This is a genomic window from Desulfococcus sp., from assembly GCF_050178255.1.
Lineage (GTDB): Bacteria > Desulfobacterota > Desulfobacteria > Desulfobacterales > Desulfococcaceae > Desulfococcus > Desulfococcus multivorans.
This window is the reverse complement of sequence record NZ_JBFXGG010000065.1, coordinates 2,699-17,482: the sequence shown is the minus strand read 5'-3', so window position 1 is coordinate 17,482 and position 14,784 is coordinate 2,699. Positions and strand designations below refer to the sequence as shown.

The 14,784-nt window shown below is 58.4% G+C and carries 10 protein-coding genes; 6 read left to right on the top strand and 4 right to left on the bottom strand.

The window, feature by feature from the left end; all coding sequences use genetic code 11:
* The 5 genes from AB7S84_RS12055 to AB7S84_RS12035 all read left to right on the top strand — a co-directional run.
* On the top strand, nucleotides 1–405 hold a 405-nt coding region (locus tag AB7S84_RS12055; RefSeq protein ID WP_428154689.1), incomplete at its 5' end, for an NADH-quinone oxidoreductase subunit J family protein.
* On the top strand, nucleotides 402–716 hold the full coding sequence (gene nuoK, locus AB7S84_RS12050; RefSeq protein ID WP_020876417.1) for an NADH-quinone oxidoreductase subunit NuoK: 315 nt from the start codon (nucleotides 402–404) through the stop codon (nucleotides 714–716). The genes AB7S84_RS12055 and nuoK, both read left to right, overlap by 4 nt.
* A gap of 36 nt (nucleotides 717–752) precedes the next feature.
* Entirely contained in the window at nucleotides 753–2,633 is a 1,881-nt protein-coding gene (locus AB7S84_RS12045) for an NADH-quinone oxidoreductase subunit L (protein ID WP_428154686.1), read from the top strand.
* 12 nt (nucleotides 2,634–2,645) lie between these two features.
* Nucleotides 2,646–4,124 carry a complex I subunit 4 family protein gene (locus tag AB7S84_RS12040; protein ID WP_020876415.1) on the top strand — a complete coding sequence of 493 codons (1,479 nt, stop codon included), beginning with the start codon at nucleotides 2,646–2,648 and terminating at the stop codon, nucleotides 4,122–4,124.
* Complete coding sequence (locus AB7S84_RS12035; RefSeq protein WP_428154684.1) at nucleotides 4,124–5,539, top strand: NADH-quinone oxidoreductase subunit N; 1,416 nt, start codon at nucleotides 4,124–4,126, stop codon at nucleotides 5,537–5,539. The genes AB7S84_RS12040 and AB7S84_RS12035 overlap by 1 nt, the downstream gene beginning before the upstream one ends.
* A gap of 126 nt (nucleotides 5,540–5,665) precedes the next feature.
* Here the strand turns inward: AB7S84_RS12035 and aroF are convergent, their stop codons facing one another.
* Together aroF and AB7S84_RS12025 are read right to left on the bottom strand one after the other, a co-directional pair.
* Nucleotides 5,666–6,688 carry a 3-deoxy-7-phosphoheptulonate synthase gene (aroF, locus tag AB7S84_RS12030; protein ID WP_428154682.1) on the bottom strand — a complete coding sequence of 341 codons (1,023 nt, stop codon included), beginning with the start codon at nucleotides 6,686–6,688 and terminating at the stop codon, nucleotides 5,666–5,668.
* A 278-nt stretch (nucleotides 6,689–6,966) separates the two neighbouring features.
* The gene (locus tag AB7S84_RS12025; protein WP_428154680.1) at nucleotides 6,967–10,761 is read right to left on the bottom strand and encodes a PAS domain S-box protein; all 3,795 of its coding nucleotides are present in this window, start codon (nucleotides 10,759–10,761) and stop codon (nucleotides 6,967–6,969) included.
* 330 nt (nucleotides 10,762–11,091) lie between these two features.
* Between AB7S84_RS12025 and AB7S84_RS12020 the strand changes: the two genes are divergently transcribed.
* Nucleotides 11,092–12,234 (top strand): THUMP domain-containing class I SAM-dependent RNA methyltransferase, encoded by a 1,143-nt coding sequence (locus AB7S84_RS12020; protein ID WP_428154678.1) that lies wholly within the window; start codon nucleotides 11,092–11,094, stop codon nucleotides 12,232–12,234.
* A gap of 174 nt (nucleotides 12,235–12,408) precedes the next feature.
* Here the strand turns inward: AB7S84_RS12020 and AB7S84_RS12015 are convergent, their stop codons facing one another.
* Together AB7S84_RS12015 and AB7S84_RS12010 are read right to left on the bottom strand one after the other, a co-directional pair.
* Complete coding sequence (locus AB7S84_RS12015) at nucleotides 12,409–13,056, bottom strand: cytochrome b/b6 domain-containing protein (protein ID WP_428154676.1); 648 nt, start codon at nucleotides 13,054–13,056, stop codon at nucleotides 12,409–12,411.
* A gap of 30 nt (nucleotides 13,057–13,086) precedes the next feature.
* Nucleotides 13,087–14,766, bottom strand: a complete 1,680-nt coding sequence (locus tag AB7S84_RS12010; protein WP_428154691.1) for a tetrathionate reductase family octaheme c-type cytochrome — start codon at nucleotides 14,764–14,766, stop codon at nucleotides 13,087–13,089.
* Between the last annotated feature and the right edge of the window lie 18 nt (nucleotides 14,767–14,784).

The following is a 14,784-nucleotide window of genomic DNA, read 5'->3' as shown; positions in this document are numbered from 1 at the left end:
AGCGCGCTCCTCTTTTATCTCTTCGGAGCGCCGCTTCTGGCCGCCCTTGAAGTCATTATCTATGCCGGGGCCATCATGATCCTTTTCCTGTTTATCGTGATGATGCTTCGAATGGAGGGGATTGAGGAACGGTTGTTTCCACTCAGGCAGTGGCTTCCGGCCATGGGAGTCTGTTTCGTCTACGGGCTGGTTCTGGTGCTGCTCATCACCGCCGACACGACGGGAACAGCACCCATGACAGCCGCCGCCGTCGACCCGTCAACCTTCGGTCAGTTTTTGTTTCAGCGCCACTGGCTGGCCGTCGAGATCGTCTCCATGCTGCTGCTGATCGCCCTGGTAGGCGTACTGAGACTGGGCAAAGACGCCGGAAAGAAGCCGGAGCGGGAAGGGGAGGTGAGGCCATGATCGTACCGTATCATCATGTTCTGATTCTGGCCGGCCTCCTTTTTCTCACAGGGATGTTCTGCCTGGTGACCCGACGCAACCTGATCATGATGGTGCTCGGGCTCGAGATTATGCTGAATGCTTCGGCCGTGGCTTTTGTGGGGTCCGCCCTCCAGTGGCGGCATCTGGACGGTCAGGCCATGGCGATTTTCATCATCGCGGTGGCCGCTGCCGAGGTTTCAATCGGACTGGGGCTCATTGTCTGGATCTATCGGCGGACGGGCACCGTGGATGCCGGATGCATCGAAACCGATGCCTGCCGGATCGACTGACCCCAGGTAATGCATGAAATGACCGGAGCGCCTATCATGATGACTGCCATACAGACCGCAAACACCCTGTCCACCACCGCCTTCTGGGCGGCAGCGACAGCGTCCCTTTTGCCGTTTCTCGCTTTCGGAACGATCATGGTTTTTTTCCTCAAAAAACCGAAATGGGCGGCGTGCATCTCCATTGCCGCCGTTTCCGGATCCCTGGTCGCCGGCGGGATCCTTGTGGTGCGCCATTGGTGTATGACGGCGCCGGTCGAGTGGTCCGTATCCTGGGCGGTGTCCGGCGACGTGTCGGTCCCATTCGGTTTTCTGATCGATCCCCTGAGCCTGCTGATGCTGGTCATTGTCACCGTCATCTGCTTTCTGGTACAAATCTATTCGCTGGGGTACATGGCCGGAGATCCCGGATTCGGACGGTATTACGGGTGCATGTCCCTCTTTGCCTGGGCCATGATCACCCTCACCCTCTCCGCGACCCTGCTGCAGCTCTATATCTTCTGGGAACTGGTGGGACTGGCCTCGTACCTGCTGATCGGGTTCTGGTTCGAAAAGTTCAGCGCGAGCACGGCCGGCAAGAAGGCCTTCGTCATGACGCGGCTGGGCGACGTGGCCTTTTTCATGGGCATCATCCTGATCCTGCTCCACCTGGGCAACGTCAATATCCGCCAGATCAACGGTCCGGAGGCGGCCGCGGCCATGTCGCCGGCCATGATCACCACGGCGGCGCTCCTGGTCTTCGGAGGGGTGATCGGCAAAAGCGCCCAGTTTCCGCTGCTGACGTGGCTGCCGGACGCCATGGAGGGTCCGACCCCGGTAAGCGCGCTGCTTCACTCGGCGACGATGGTGGCCGCCGGTGTCTTCCTCTTCGCGCGGATCCATCCCTTCTTCAGCCTGTCGCCCACGGCCATGACCGTCTGCCTCCTGGTCGGAACCGTGAGCATGCTGCTGTCGTCGACCATGGCCATGGTCAGCCGGGACATCAAGCAGGTGTGGGCCTATTCCACCATCAGCCAACTGGGTTTCATGATCATGGGCCTTGGGGCCGGGGGGTATTTCGCCGGCGTCTTCCACCTCGCCACCCACGCGGGATTCAAAGCCCTGCTCTTCCTCTGCTCGGGCGTTTTTATCCACGCCTTTCACACCAACGACATGTTCGAGATCGGAGAGGCCGGCGGCCGGTCCCTCCGGGTGCCTATGCTCTGCATGGTGATCGCCGCCGCTGCGCTGTCGGGTCTCCCGCCGTTTTCGGGCTTTTTCAGCAAGGAGGCGATTATGAGCGCTCTGGCGGCCCACAGCAATCCCGTATGGCTGTGGATGGGGCTTTTCGGTGCATTCCTGACCGCCTATTACACCTTTCGCCTGATATTCGTCATTCTCTCCCCCCGGAACGCGTCCCGGAAAGCCCGCGGAGAAGATTCCGCCGAACACCGGTTCATGGCGGGGCCGTTGCTGATCCTGGCTGCCGTCACCGTTGTCCTGGGCTTTTTCAACCTCGAACTGGCGCGCTTTCTTGGCTACGGCAAGGTCCACGTGGAAGCCCACCACGGCCGGCTTCTCTACGCCGCCCTGGGCGCCGCCTTCTCGGGTCTTGCTCTCGCCTGGATCGAGTTTGGTCGGCGGGGCGCGGCTCAGGAGGGTTTTGTCGAACGGATTCCACCGCTTTTTGAGCTCTTCGCCGAGCGATGGTATATCGATCGGTTCTACCGAAAATTCCTGGATACCGTCATTTACGCCGGCATCTCGAGGAGCTGCACCGAGAACGACCGGCGGGTGATCGACGGCGTCGTCGACGGTATCGGAAAGAGCGCTGCGGCAGGCGGACGTCTTCTGGCCGGCCTTCACCTGGGTATGATCCAGTACAAACTGATGGTGATGTTCGCCGTGATATTCATGCTGGCAATTTACTTCTTCTTTTAGGGTGATGATCTGATGCATACGGAGTTAGCCGAATTTCCATTTCTCTCCGCCATCCTCACGAGCTGCCTGGTGGGGCTCCTCGTGATCATGGTGCTGCCCGGACACCGGACCCGCGAGATCAAGTGGGTCAGCGCGGGCTTTTCCGGCGTGACCCTGATCCTCTCGGTCTACCTGTTCGCGGCCTACGATCAGGACCTGGGCGGTTTCCAGTTCGTCGAGCGTATGGCGTGGATTCCCCGGCTGGGCATCTCCTACTATAACGGCGCCGACGGATTCAGTCTGCCGATGCTGCTCCTGACCGGCATCGTCTTCTTTACAGGCGTTCTGACCATGTGGGAGCTGGAGCACCGGGTCAAGGAGTTTTTCGCCCTTGTGTTTCTCCTGGTGACGGGTGTCTTCGGCATGTTCATGGCCCTCGATCTCTTTTTTATCTTCGTCTGGTTCGATGTCTCCCTTTTTCCCATGTATCTCCTGATCGCGGTATGGGGCAGCACCCGCAAGGAATACGCCGCCATGAAGCTGACCCTCTATCTCCTGGCCGGAAGCGCCCTGATCCTGCCGGCCATCGTTTACCTGGTGGTTCAGGCGGGAATGGGAACCTTCGACCTGGTGGCATTGAGCGCCGAAGGGACCCTCGGCCCGGGGGTTCAGAAGTTCGCCTTTCTGCTGCTCTACATCGGATTCGGGATCCTGGCGGGCGTATGGCCGTTCCATACCTGGTCGCCGGTGGGTCACGTGGCCGCGCCCACGGCGGTGAGCATGATCCATGCCGGGGTGCTCATGAAGATCGGCGCTTTCGGCGTGCTTCGGGTGGGGATGTTCCTGTGCCCCGAGGGGTGGCAGTTCTGGGCGCCGCTCATGGCGCTGCTGGCCACCGTGGGGATCGTCTACGGCGCCTTTGTGGGCCTCAGCCAGACCGACCTCAAGTACTGCATCGGCTACTCCAGCGTTTCCCACATGGGGATTGTGGGGTTGGGCCTCGCCACCATGACCGCTGACGGCATCAACGGCGCGGTGTTCCAGATGTTCGCCCACGGGGTGATGACGGCGCTCTTCTTCTCGTCGGTCGGGTATATCTACGACCGGACCCACACCAAGATCATCGCGGAACTCGGGGGGCTGGGGCGGGTGATGCCCGTGGCGACCACCTATTTCATCATCGCGGCCCTGACGGGCATCGGGGTGCCCTGTCTGGCCAGCTTCTGGGCCGAACTTCTGGTCTTTATCTCGTCGTTCAAGGTCTACCCCGTGTACGGTATCCTCGCCGTTTCGGGGCTGGTGGTGAGCGCGCTCTTCATGCTCCGCGTCGTTCAGCGAACCTGCTACGGCCCGAAGAACGAAAAATTCGCCCATCTGACGGACGTATCCTTCACTCTGGGCATTCCCCGGATGATCCTGGTGTCGGTCATCGTGCTCTTCGGCCTTTTCCCGTCCCTCATGCTCGACGTGATCCGGACGGCGACAATCCCATTTCTTCATAGGTTGCCATAATGAACTGGATGATTTTCAGCCCTGAAATCTGCTGCCTGGTAACGGCGCTGGTGTTCCTGTTTCTGGCCATGGCGCCGACGGATGCCCGGCGGGATTACATCGTGGCGGTCGCCCTGACCGGCCTGGCCGTGTGCATCTCCCTTGCCGGGCTATATGCGGCGGGCGAGCTGTTTCACGGCACCTACCGTGTCGATCTCTTCTCCCAGGTCTTCAAGTCCCTGCTGCTCATGGGGCTTTTCCTCGTGGTCTTTATCAGCTCGGGCCTTTCCGGCATCGAACACCGGTATCATCCGGAATACTACATGCTCCTCAGCATCTGCACCCTGGCCATGATGATGCTGGTGAGCGCCGTCCATATATTGACACTTTACGTGGCCCTGGAACTGTCGAGTTACAGTCTGTATATCCTTGTTTTTCTGAGAAAAGGGCGTGATCAGGGTGTGGCCTCGGGCATGAAGTTCTTCCTCATCGGGGCGTCGGCATCGGCCACCATGCTTCTGGGTCTGGCCCTGCTCTACGGGGCGACCAACGCCGCTTACTTCCGGGTCATGGTAGAGGTCATTCCCGGCGTGATCCATCAGCCGGAGGTCATTCTGGGGCTCGCTCTGGCGCTTTCGGGATTCCTCTTCAAGATGGCGGTCTTTCCGTTTCATTTCTGGGCGCCGGACGTCTACGAGGGCGCGGCCCACCAGGTGGCGGCCTATATCTCCACCGCCTCGAAGGTCGCCGTAATCGCCGTACTGCTCCGAATGGTTGCCCTCAGCGGAGGAGAGAGTACCCACCTCGTACATTTCCTGGCCGTCCTGGCCATCATCTCCATGACCGTGGGAAACCTCACCGCGATCGCCCAGAAGGATCTCAAACGCCTTCTCGCATTTTCCAGCATCGCCCATGCCGGCTATGTACTGGTGGGGATTCTCTGCATCAGTCCGGAAGGCAACGTCAGTGCCATGTTCTACGCGGTCACGGTACTGCTCCTCAAATTCACCTGTTTTCTGGTGGTGATCCAGACGGCCTTTGACGGCGAAAACATTGATATCGACCGCCTTGCCGGACTTCACCGCCGGTCCCCGATCATGGCCCTGGCGCTCATGACGGCGCTGTTCGGGTTGGCCGGCATTCCGCCGACCATCGGGTTCACGGGCAAGCTCCTCATCTTTGTGGCGGCAATGGAGAAAGGCTATTTCGCCCTGGTCCTCATCGCCATGTTCAACGTCGTGATCTCTCTGTACTATTATCTCCTCGTCGTCCGGGCGGCCTATCTCCTCGATCCCCCGGAAGGAGCGGGCCCGCTTCCCGCCATGCCCGGCGCCAAAATTCTTGCCGGCGCCCTTGTCGCCGCCATTGTGATCCTGGGCATCTACCCCACGCCCCTCCTGGATCTCATCCAGGCTGCGGCAACGGCGCTGGGGTAGACGTTGCCCGAAGTATTCATGTTTTTTTCAATACAGGCCTTGAACGGCCGTGAATTACGATTGGCTTCAGTGCCCTTCCCCAACGCGAGAGGGTAGGGCCGGGAGTCGAAAAAACAGGTTGGCGGTTCAAATCGCATCCGTGCCGTTTTGGAGGATCCTGAAGATGGCGTCGACCTGCCGGCAGAGCGATACGAACTGCTCGGGATAGAGAGACTGGGCCCCGTCGCTCATCGCCTTGTCCGGTTCATGGTGGACCTCCACCATGAGGCCGTGGGCGCCTACGGCCACCGCCGCCCGGCTGAGCGGGATGACCTGGTCGCGGCGGCCTCCGGCGTGGCTGGGATCGATGATGATGGGTAGGTGGCTTTCCTTTCTCACCACGGGCACGGCCGAGACGTCCAGCGTATTCCGGCTGTGGTTGACAAAGGTGCGCACCCCCCGCTCGCAGAGAATGACCTGCGTATTTCCGCCTTCGAGGATGTATTCCGCGGCCATGAGCCATTCGTCGATGGTGGCGGCGAGGCCGCGCTTCAGGAAAATTGGCTTCCGGGACCGACCGGCCCGCTTGAGGAGGCTGAAATTCTGCATGTTCCGCGTGCCGATCTGGATGATGTCGGCATAGGTCTCCACGAGATCGAAGGTCTGATCATCCATCACCTCCGTGACGATGGGCATGCCGGTGACTTCGCGCACCCTGGCCATGATCTTGAGGCCTTCCTCGCCCATGCCCTGGAAGGCGTAGGGAGATGTCCGGGGTTTGAAGGCGCCGCCCCGGAAGATGTGAGCGCCGGCGGCCTTGACCTTTTCGGCGATGGTGAGGGCCTGCAGCTCGCTTTCGATGGCGCAGGGGCCTGCCATGAGTGTGAGCCGGCCGTTGCCGATCGCGACATCACCAACGGTGACGATGGTGTCTTCGGGCTGGGTTTCCCGACTGACGAGCTTATAGGGGCGCGTGATGGGGACGGTGTCCTTCACGCCGGGAATTCCCAGAAACAGCGCGGCATCCACCGGCCCCTTGTTTCGAAGCACGCCGATGGCCACCCGCTCACCCCCGGGAATCGGTCGGGGGGTGTATCCTTTTTGTTCAATGATGCTGACGACATTTTCGATCTGCTCCGGTGTCGCGGTTTTTTCCATTACAATCAACATGCCGGTTTCCTCCCTGGTTTGTCAAAGAAAAAAAGGGCTGCGGTGGTGTTATCCCGCAGCCCTTTCTATACAGAAGAACCGCAGGCCGGGCGGCCTGCGGTTCATGGAATCTTATGGTACGTTCGGTGTCAGATGCTCGTGAATCGGTCGGCCCACCCTCGGGGGTTGTTGAGCCGCCACCACCAGTGTATTTGTCTGTCGGTCCTTATCACGATCATCACTCACCTGTCTAATCATCTAAAAATGATCATCCTTCATATCGGATCTTTGGAACGGCGTCAAGGCCTTTTTGACGCCGGGTTGTTGAGGACGTTGTCAAGCACATGGCTCAGGGTCTGGAATTCAAAAGGCTTGGGCATCATTCCCACAAAGCCGTAATCCCGAAAGTTCGACAAGACCGGGTCGTCGGAATAGCCGCTGAAAACTATGGCTTTGACGCCGGGATCCATCTCCAGCAACCGCCTGACGGCTTCCTTTCCACCCATGCCGCCGGGTATGGTCATGTCGAGGATAACGGCATCATAAGGGGATTCGGATGCCATGGCCGTTTGATATTTTCCGATCACTTCGGCGCCGTCCGTGGCGAAGTCCGGCTCGTACCCCAATCTTTGCAGCATTCGACCGATTATTTTCCGGAGAGCGGCTTCATCGTCCATGATCAGAATTTTTCCCTGGTTTCTGAGCAGCGCGAAAGGGGTCTTTGAGGGGATCGATTTGTCCGAAGCCGGTAAATAGATATGGAAGGTACTCCCTTTCCCCAGTTCGGATTCGGCGGTGATGTATCCGCCGTGCTTTTTGACGACGGCGTAACTCGTGGCCAGGCCCAGGCCGCTGCCTTCATGCTTCGTGGTAAAATAGGGATCAAATATTTTGAAAAGGTGCTTTTCGGCGATACCGACGCCCTGATCCGAGATGGATATCCGGATATACCGGTCCGGCAGTATCGGCAGTCCATCTTTCTCGCCGATCATAAGATTTTCGGCCCTGACATGAAGGATCCCGCCGTCCGGCATGGCCTGGTTGGCATTGATGACGATATTGTGAATGACCTGGTTCATCTGCCCGACGTCGATCTCGACCGGCCAGAGGTCCTTGGCGATGAAATACTCACATAATGTTTTTGAGCCGCGCAGCACAAAGGCGGCGGATTCCCGAATGAGCTCCTTGATGGAGACGGTATCCTTTACCGGCGCGCCCCCCTTGGCAAAGGTCAGCAATTGCCGGGTGAGTGTCCGGGCGCGGGTCGAGGTCGTCTCGATTTCATTGAGCAGATCAAAGAGTTCGCTCTCCGGCGCGGCGTGGTCCTTGGCCAGGGCGGTGTTTCCGATGATGGTCGTCAGAATGTTGTTGAAATCGTGCGCGATGCCGCCGGCAAGCATTCCCACGGATTCCAGTTTCTGCGTTTTTAAAAGCTCTTCCTCCATTCTTTTCCGTTCGGTGATGTCTCGCCAGATGCAGTGGTAAACAGGACGTCCCCCCACCTCGATCACCTGGGCCGTTACATGAACGTTCCTGAGTTCACCCTGTTTGGTGCGCTGGAGGGTGTCGAAATCGTCATGTCCCTTGTCCATCACATTACGGATGCGTTTCCGGGTGTCGTCCCGGGTCTCGATGCCGTCGATGTCGTGGAGCGTCAGCATCGCGAACTCCTTCCGCGAATACCCCAGCTGGCGACAGACCTGATCATTGAAGGCAATGGGCCCGGCGACATCAGGATCGATGATCACCACGCCGTCAGGTCCCTTTTCGAAAAAGGCGCGATACCGCTCCTCGCTTTCCCGTAAAGCTTCGCCGGCCCGGACCTGTTCGGTCACATCCACCAGGGTGAACACCAGTCCGGTCGTGTTCTCGTTGTCGTCTTTTACGGGGATCAGGCTCCAGTCCCAATAGGTCACCCCGCGGTCGGGTTGTCCTGGATATTCAAAGGGCCTGGCCGTCGTGAAGAAAGCGGTTCCGGTATCCACGACGCTCTGGAATATCCGTTGGTTCTCCTCGTGAGGATAAAGATCGAAATGGTTTCTGCCCGGATAAAACGCGGCATCCCGGCGGTCCTTTTCAGCGTATGCCGAGTTGACCCATATGAAATTGAACCGGGTGTCCAGCATCGCGGCCATGATGTGGGTGTGGTCGAGAACGGCGGAAAGGATCTGATTGCGTTCCCTCAATTTCGAGGCGGTAATGCGGTGTGAGATCCCGATGGCAAGGCTTGAGGCCAACCGTTCAAACAATCGGATCTGCTTTTCGTTGAATTTATTTGGATGCCTGTCGTTGAATTGGATCAGCCCCAGGCTCTGGTTTCCCGCCCGCAGGGGAATCAAGGCCACCGATTCGTATCCCTCCCCATTGCATCGGTTTCGTGTTCGGCTTTGCCGTTCCGCTTCCGTAGAGGATGCCAGAAGCGCCGTGGTGCTGTTGGTCCAGAAACTGCCGTTCGGAGTGAAAAAGGGCAGCGCCGGATCGAACCGGCCGTGGATGACGTTTCCGCACATGCATTCCAGCAGGGGATTTCCCGAGCCGTCGAGGATCGGTTTTCCGTTTGCATCCAATCGGCAAAGCCGTGATTCAGCTTCGACGAAATCCGGAAGGAACCCTCTGGTTTCAAAATAGGGGTAATCATCGCCTTTTCGAATGCGAATCCCCACGGCATCGCAGCCCGACCCATCGGCCATCAGGGTGATGACGTTCCGAATGAGCGTTTCCAGGCTGTTGTCCTGATGCAGGGCCTGGAGCAGGTGAAGGGTGATCTCCTGTTCGGATTCATGCTGCTTCTGATGGGTGATGTCCCGGATGAATGAAAAGAAGATGCCGCCGTTTTTTTCCGAAAAGGTGGTGCTGGTTTCGACGTCGAGGATCCGGCCGCTCTTGCAGCGATGCCGCGTTTCGAACCTGCCGCGGCCGAGTGCCGTGATCTCTTTGATGCGTCGCTCTACATCCGACGCGGATTCCATCGCCTCGATCCGGTCGACAGACATCTTCAGCAGCGCGTTCCGGTCGTATCCGACGAGCTTGCAGTAGGCGTCGTTGACATCGAGGATGCACCCGTCCTGATCGACGATCATGAAGCCGTCAATGGAGCTCTCGATGATCTGCCTGTAGTATTCTTCGTTCTTTTTGCGATCAGATATGTCGCTGACGTTGCCTTCGTAGAGAAGGATATGCCCGTCCGGCCCGTAAATCGCGCGACTGCTGTCGGACAGCCAGATCTCCGAACCGTCCTTGCGTTTCGCTCTGAACTCGAAATTTTCGATTTTTCCGTTTTTCGTCATCTCCCGCTGCCATCGACGGCGTTCCTCGGGATCGATGTAACACTGACGCGATATATCGGAGATGTCGGCAATCATGGCTTCGGGGGATTCGTATCCGAACATCCGGGAAAAGGACGGGTTGACCGCCAGAAACCGGCCCTCAAGGGTGCTTTGAAAAAAACCCTCCACGGCATTTTCCAGGATATCCCGGTATTTCGCCTCGCTCAGTTCCAGGGCCCTGGCCGCCTGGATGCGGTCGAGGCGGTTGATCAACAGCCTCCCCATGAGAACGGCGCCCAAAGGCAGCACCAGCATCACCGGCAGGCTGATTCTGGAGATAACGTCGAATGCGACCGCCTGGGGCAGGGTCAACATGCACACCAGCATCAGAATATGGGTTACGATACCCAGGAGATAGAGTTCCCTGACCGATGCATTTTTCAGATTCCCTTTTCGACATTGCCGCCACGTCAATCCGACCGCCCCGGAGGCGATGATGACCGCGATGCCGGTCCATGTTCCCGTGCCCCCGAGAACCACCCGGTATCCCCCGGTTATCGAGACGGCGATCACCGTCGGGACCGTTCCAAAGAAAAACCCTGTGATGCACAGCAGTACCGATCGGGTGTCAAAAATGATTCCGGGAAGAAATTCCACCGGATTCATCATGATGCCGACACCGATGACCCCAAGAATGGCGCCGAGAAAAACTTGTTTCGGAAAGGATTCAGATTGGATATGTCTTAAAAAAACGATGTCGTAAATCAGAATCATTGCCAGGAGCAATGCGACATTGTTGACGAGCCCGGCAGTGGATAACGATGTCATTGCAACTCACTTCATAAAACTCAACCTTCGACTTTCATCGGCACCGCTTTCCGGTCACCGTCATGAAAGTCGAAGGTTGAGTCATAATAAAAATAAATGCCTGCGATGTGTTCAAATCGGGGGATGGGAGGATAATTGGCATCAAAATCAGGAGGTGTCAAGATGGATGTTGCTGAAATTCATGTTGGTGTTTCGGGTAAACCGGTTGCATCGGGCGGTGGGGAGCGCTTGTGAATCTAATGCTTGGGCTTGACCCGATCTTTTGATATAAAACGGCTTCAGGAGATTGAGGGGTGAATCCCTGAGACAGATAAAAAGATAGGATGTGTTTTGTTTGAATACCAGAAAAACAGGCGCTATTTCGCCCAGGTTGCCGGCGGAATCGAGGCCCTCGCGGCAAGGGAGCTGACGGCGCTCGGCGCTTCATCCGCCGAGATCGGGTACCGGGGCGTTCATTTCAACGCCGACCCGGCAGTGCTCTACCACATCAACTACAATGCCAGGCTCGTGTCGCGAATCCTGGCGCCCCTCGTTTCTTTTCGTTGCCGGGACCGTGAGGACCTATATCGGGCCGGGCGGTCCGTCGACTGGGGCGTTTTTTTTCCCCTGGAGGAGACCTTCGGGATATTTGCCAACGTCTCCGGAAACGAACGGCTCCGTCACTCCAGGTTCGCGGCTCTCTGCCTGAAGGACGCGGTGGCCGACGGCTTCCGAAGCCGGACCGGCAAACGTCCCAACGTCGATCCCTTAAACCCCGGGGTGTGGCTCAACCTGTTTATCGAGGGGGAGAAGGGGATCATCAGCCTCGACACCTCGGGGGGATCGCTGCATCGGCGGGGATATCGGCGGGAAACCGTGGAGGCCCCGATGCGGGAAACCCTTGCCGCTGCAATGGCGGCGCTCTCCGAATGGCGGGGTGAACGGCCGCTTCACGACCCCATGTGCGGCTCCGGCACCCTCCTTTGCGAGGCCATGATGGCGATCTGCAGGATCCCCTCGGGATTTCTGAGACCCTGTTTCGGGTTTCAGTATCTGCCTGATTTCAAGGCCTCCCTTTGGAACCGGGTCAAGCGTGCCGCCGATGACGGCATGATTCCCCTGAAGGAGGGTCTCGTCAGCGGCGGCGACAATGACAAATCCGCCGTCAGGGCCGCCCGGATCAATTGCAGCCTCTTGCCCGGCGGCGACAGAATCCGTGTCCATCACCGGGATTACAACGATCTTTCCAGCCTCGAAAACCGAACCATCCTCTGCAACCCTCCCTACGGCATCCGCATGAAGCCGGAGGCCGACCTCGGCCTTTTCTTCAAGGCATTCGGAGATTTTTTGAAGCAACGCTGCAAAGGATCGACGGCGCTCATCTATTTCGGCAACCGGGAGATGATCAAGAAGATCGGGCTCAAGCCCACCTGGAAAAAGCCCATGCGCAACGCCGGTCTCGACGGTCGGGCCGCCCGGTACGACCTTTATTGAACCGCAGCACCAAACATCCTCCGGCGAAGGGTTCGGAAGAGACCCGCAAGACCGCGGCCGTGCTTTCGAACCGGCGGGAATGCGGAAAAAGCGCCGGCTGTTTTGAAATGGTTTCGCATTCCGGCACCGCAGGCGGATATCCGCCTGCGGTGGGATGCCTTTGACGGTTGGCGGTTAAACGGCCTTTTTTTCCCATTCCTCCACATGTTCGTCTTCCGGCACGGTCTCCCAGCCCGTGATCATGGCTTTGGTGTGGGCCAGTATGGTGTGTCCGGTGGTGGTCATGTAGACGTGGACGATGAAAAACGACAGAATGGCAAAGGCCAGGGCCGTGTGGACCAGGGCTACCGGAGAAAGGCTCAGGCCGCCCAGACCGTATTCGGCCCAGGAATTATAAGACCAGTATAGAATTCCCGTCAACATCTGGAGGGGGAGCAGCAGGGCCGCCAGAGAGAGGTAGGTCAGTCGCTGCAAGGGGTTGTGCTTGGCCTCCTTCCGCTTGGGAACCGGATGGGATTCCCCCCGGAAGATGCCGTAGCCGTAATACCGGACGACGGCGATCATCTTTCGGGTGGTGGGGATATACTGTTTCCATTCCCCGGTGGTAAACACCCAGAAGGCAAAGAAGGCAAAGGCGATCAACCAGGTGATGCCGGTGACGTTATGGATGCGGACGGCGGTCTCGAACCCCAGAAGGGAGATCGTTCCGTTGACCTCGAAGCCCGTGACCAGAAGGATCAGGATCAACGTCGCCTGAAGCCAGTGCCAGAAGCGTTCGTAGCGGGTATAGAGATAGATGTTTTTTAACGGGGTATCGCTCATGTCTCGTCTCTCCTTTTCGTGCAAAGGGGCCTATTTCGAATTCGGTCGGCGTTTTGCGTGAGTGAAGACCCTGCCGAAACCGTGAAGCATCACACCGATGAGGGAAACCAGAACCACCCCCCATCCCACGGTGTCAATCACTCTGAACGTGTCCCGCGCGGGCATGTGGAAGCCGGAAAGATTTGCAAGCCGGCTGCCTTCCCGGACGTGGCATTCCCTGCAGGATACGGTTTCGCTCCTGGGCGCCACCATGTGGGTGGTTGGATAGACATAGCTGGTTTCGACGAAGTCGAATTCACCGCTGTAGGGCAAGCCTGCGTGGCGCATGCCGCTTTCGAGAGCGCGTTTCCAGTCGTAGGCGGCCCAGTAAGCGTCGCTGCCCGGTTTCCCGAAAAGATGCGGAATCAAAAGGGTTTTATTGACCTTGTCATAGGGCTGCTTCCCCTGGTGAACCTTGAAGGGGAATATCCGGGCATTGGCATCCTCCCTGCTTCCCACGGGCCAGTTGATTTGAACCGTTCGACTCGGGTCGATCATGTCCCTGGCCGTGATGGAACTGATGGAGCCGTTGAACCAGAAATATTCGGGGACGACATTTTTGGCCCACACGAAATCACCCTTCTTTGTGTCGTAGGCCGCTTTCCCAAGGGGACCCTTCTCCTTGTAGGGTTTGCCCTCTTTTTTCCTGCCGGCCGTGGACCAGTCCCAGAACATTTTGGTGGGATTGACCCGTGCGAACTCGGGGATATGGCAGCTCTGGCAGGCGACCTTGTCGGTGTGGTCGTTGGGCTTGGATCCGGCGGCGTGGGGTGTGTCGGTATGGCAGGACTCGCACGTGATCTTGGACGTCAGGTCGTCCTCTACCAGGCTTTTACGGTCCCTGGCCGCCGGGGTCGCATAGGTGCGCCCGGCGATGTTGTGCAGGATCGTGGTGTGGCATCGGACGCAGTCGAAATTCTGCCCGTCGAGACCCATGTGGACATCGAGGGCCTTGTTGGGCTTGATGAGAGAGGTGTCGAGGTCCCCGTGCTTGACGCCGTCCCCGCCGCCGCCCGTGAAATGACAGGTGCCGCAGTTTTTTCGGGTGGGGCGTCCCACGCTCTGGGCGACCTTGTTCCAGTCGGGCGGCAGGTAGGTTTTTCCGTTTTCCTTGAAAACGGTGGCCTCGGCAACTACGTTGCCGGCGGCGGTCGGAAATTTCTCGTAGGTTCCGGTCTGTTCGTGGCAGACCAGGCAGTCGACCTTGGTCTGGTCCGTGAAATCGAAAGTCTTGTCCTTCCATCCATACCCGGCATGGCACGACGTGCAGCGGGGTTCGTTGCCGTGTATGCTGATGCAGAAATTGTTGATGGAGTGACCGGCCTTGCCGATCTGCTGCGCCTTGGGGACGTTGGGATCGAGCCATGTCCAGTGGATGGTTTTATGGAACTGGGATGCCGCTTCCGAGTGACAGGTGAGGCATGCCTGCGTCACCTCCTCGCCGGAATGAAATTCCTGTTTTAGAATATCATGCTTGGTGTGGTCCGCCGTGATCCATATCTCCTGGTGAGACAGGGCCTGCCGGGCCATGGTTCTTCCCGGCGCCCGGTCTTTCCCGGCGCCGATATCAGCGTAGCCGACCGTCGCGACGGCGAGGAATGCCAGGCCGATCCAGGCGATGATCAACCGCCGGTTCAAAGGGCTGAAAGAGTTCATGTATTTGTGGGTCATCTCCACCTCCATCGGGTT

What these genes read in the sequence shown, in the direction of transcription:
- aroF (WP_428154682.1), bottom strand. Translation starts at nt 6,688, where the DNA reads ATGTTGATTGTAATGGAAAAAACCGCGACACCGGAGCAGATCGAAAAT.
- AB7S84_RS12010 (WP_428154691.1), bottom strand. Translation starts at nt 14,766, where the DNA reads ATGACCCACAAATACATGAACTCTTTCAGCCCTTTGAACCGGCGGTTG.
- AB7S84_RS12015 (WP_428154676.1), bottom strand. Translation starts at nt 13,056, where the DNA reads ATGAGCGATACCCCGTTAAAAAACATCTATCTCTATACCCGCTACGAA.
- nuoK (WP_020876417.1), top strand. Translation starts at nt 402, where the DNA reads ATGATCGTACCGTATCATCATGTTCTGATTCTGGCCGGCCTCCTTTTT.
- AB7S84_RS12035 (WP_428154684.1), top strand. Translation starts at nt 4,124, where the DNA reads ATGAACTGGATGATTTTCAGCCCTGAAATCTGCTGCCTGGTAACGGCG.
- AB7S84_RS12025 (WP_428154680.1), bottom strand. Translation starts at nt 10,761, where the DNA reads ATGACATCGTTATCCACTGCCGGGCTCGTCAACAATGTCGCATTGCTC.
- AB7S84_RS12045 (WP_428154686.1), top strand. Translation starts at nt 753, where the DNA reads ATGATGACTGCCATACAGACCGCAAACACCCTGTCCACCACCGCCTTC.
- AB7S84_RS12040 (WP_020876415.1), top strand. Translation starts at nt 2,646, where the DNA reads ATGCATACGGAGTTAGCCGAATTTCCATTTCTCTCCGCCATCCTCACG.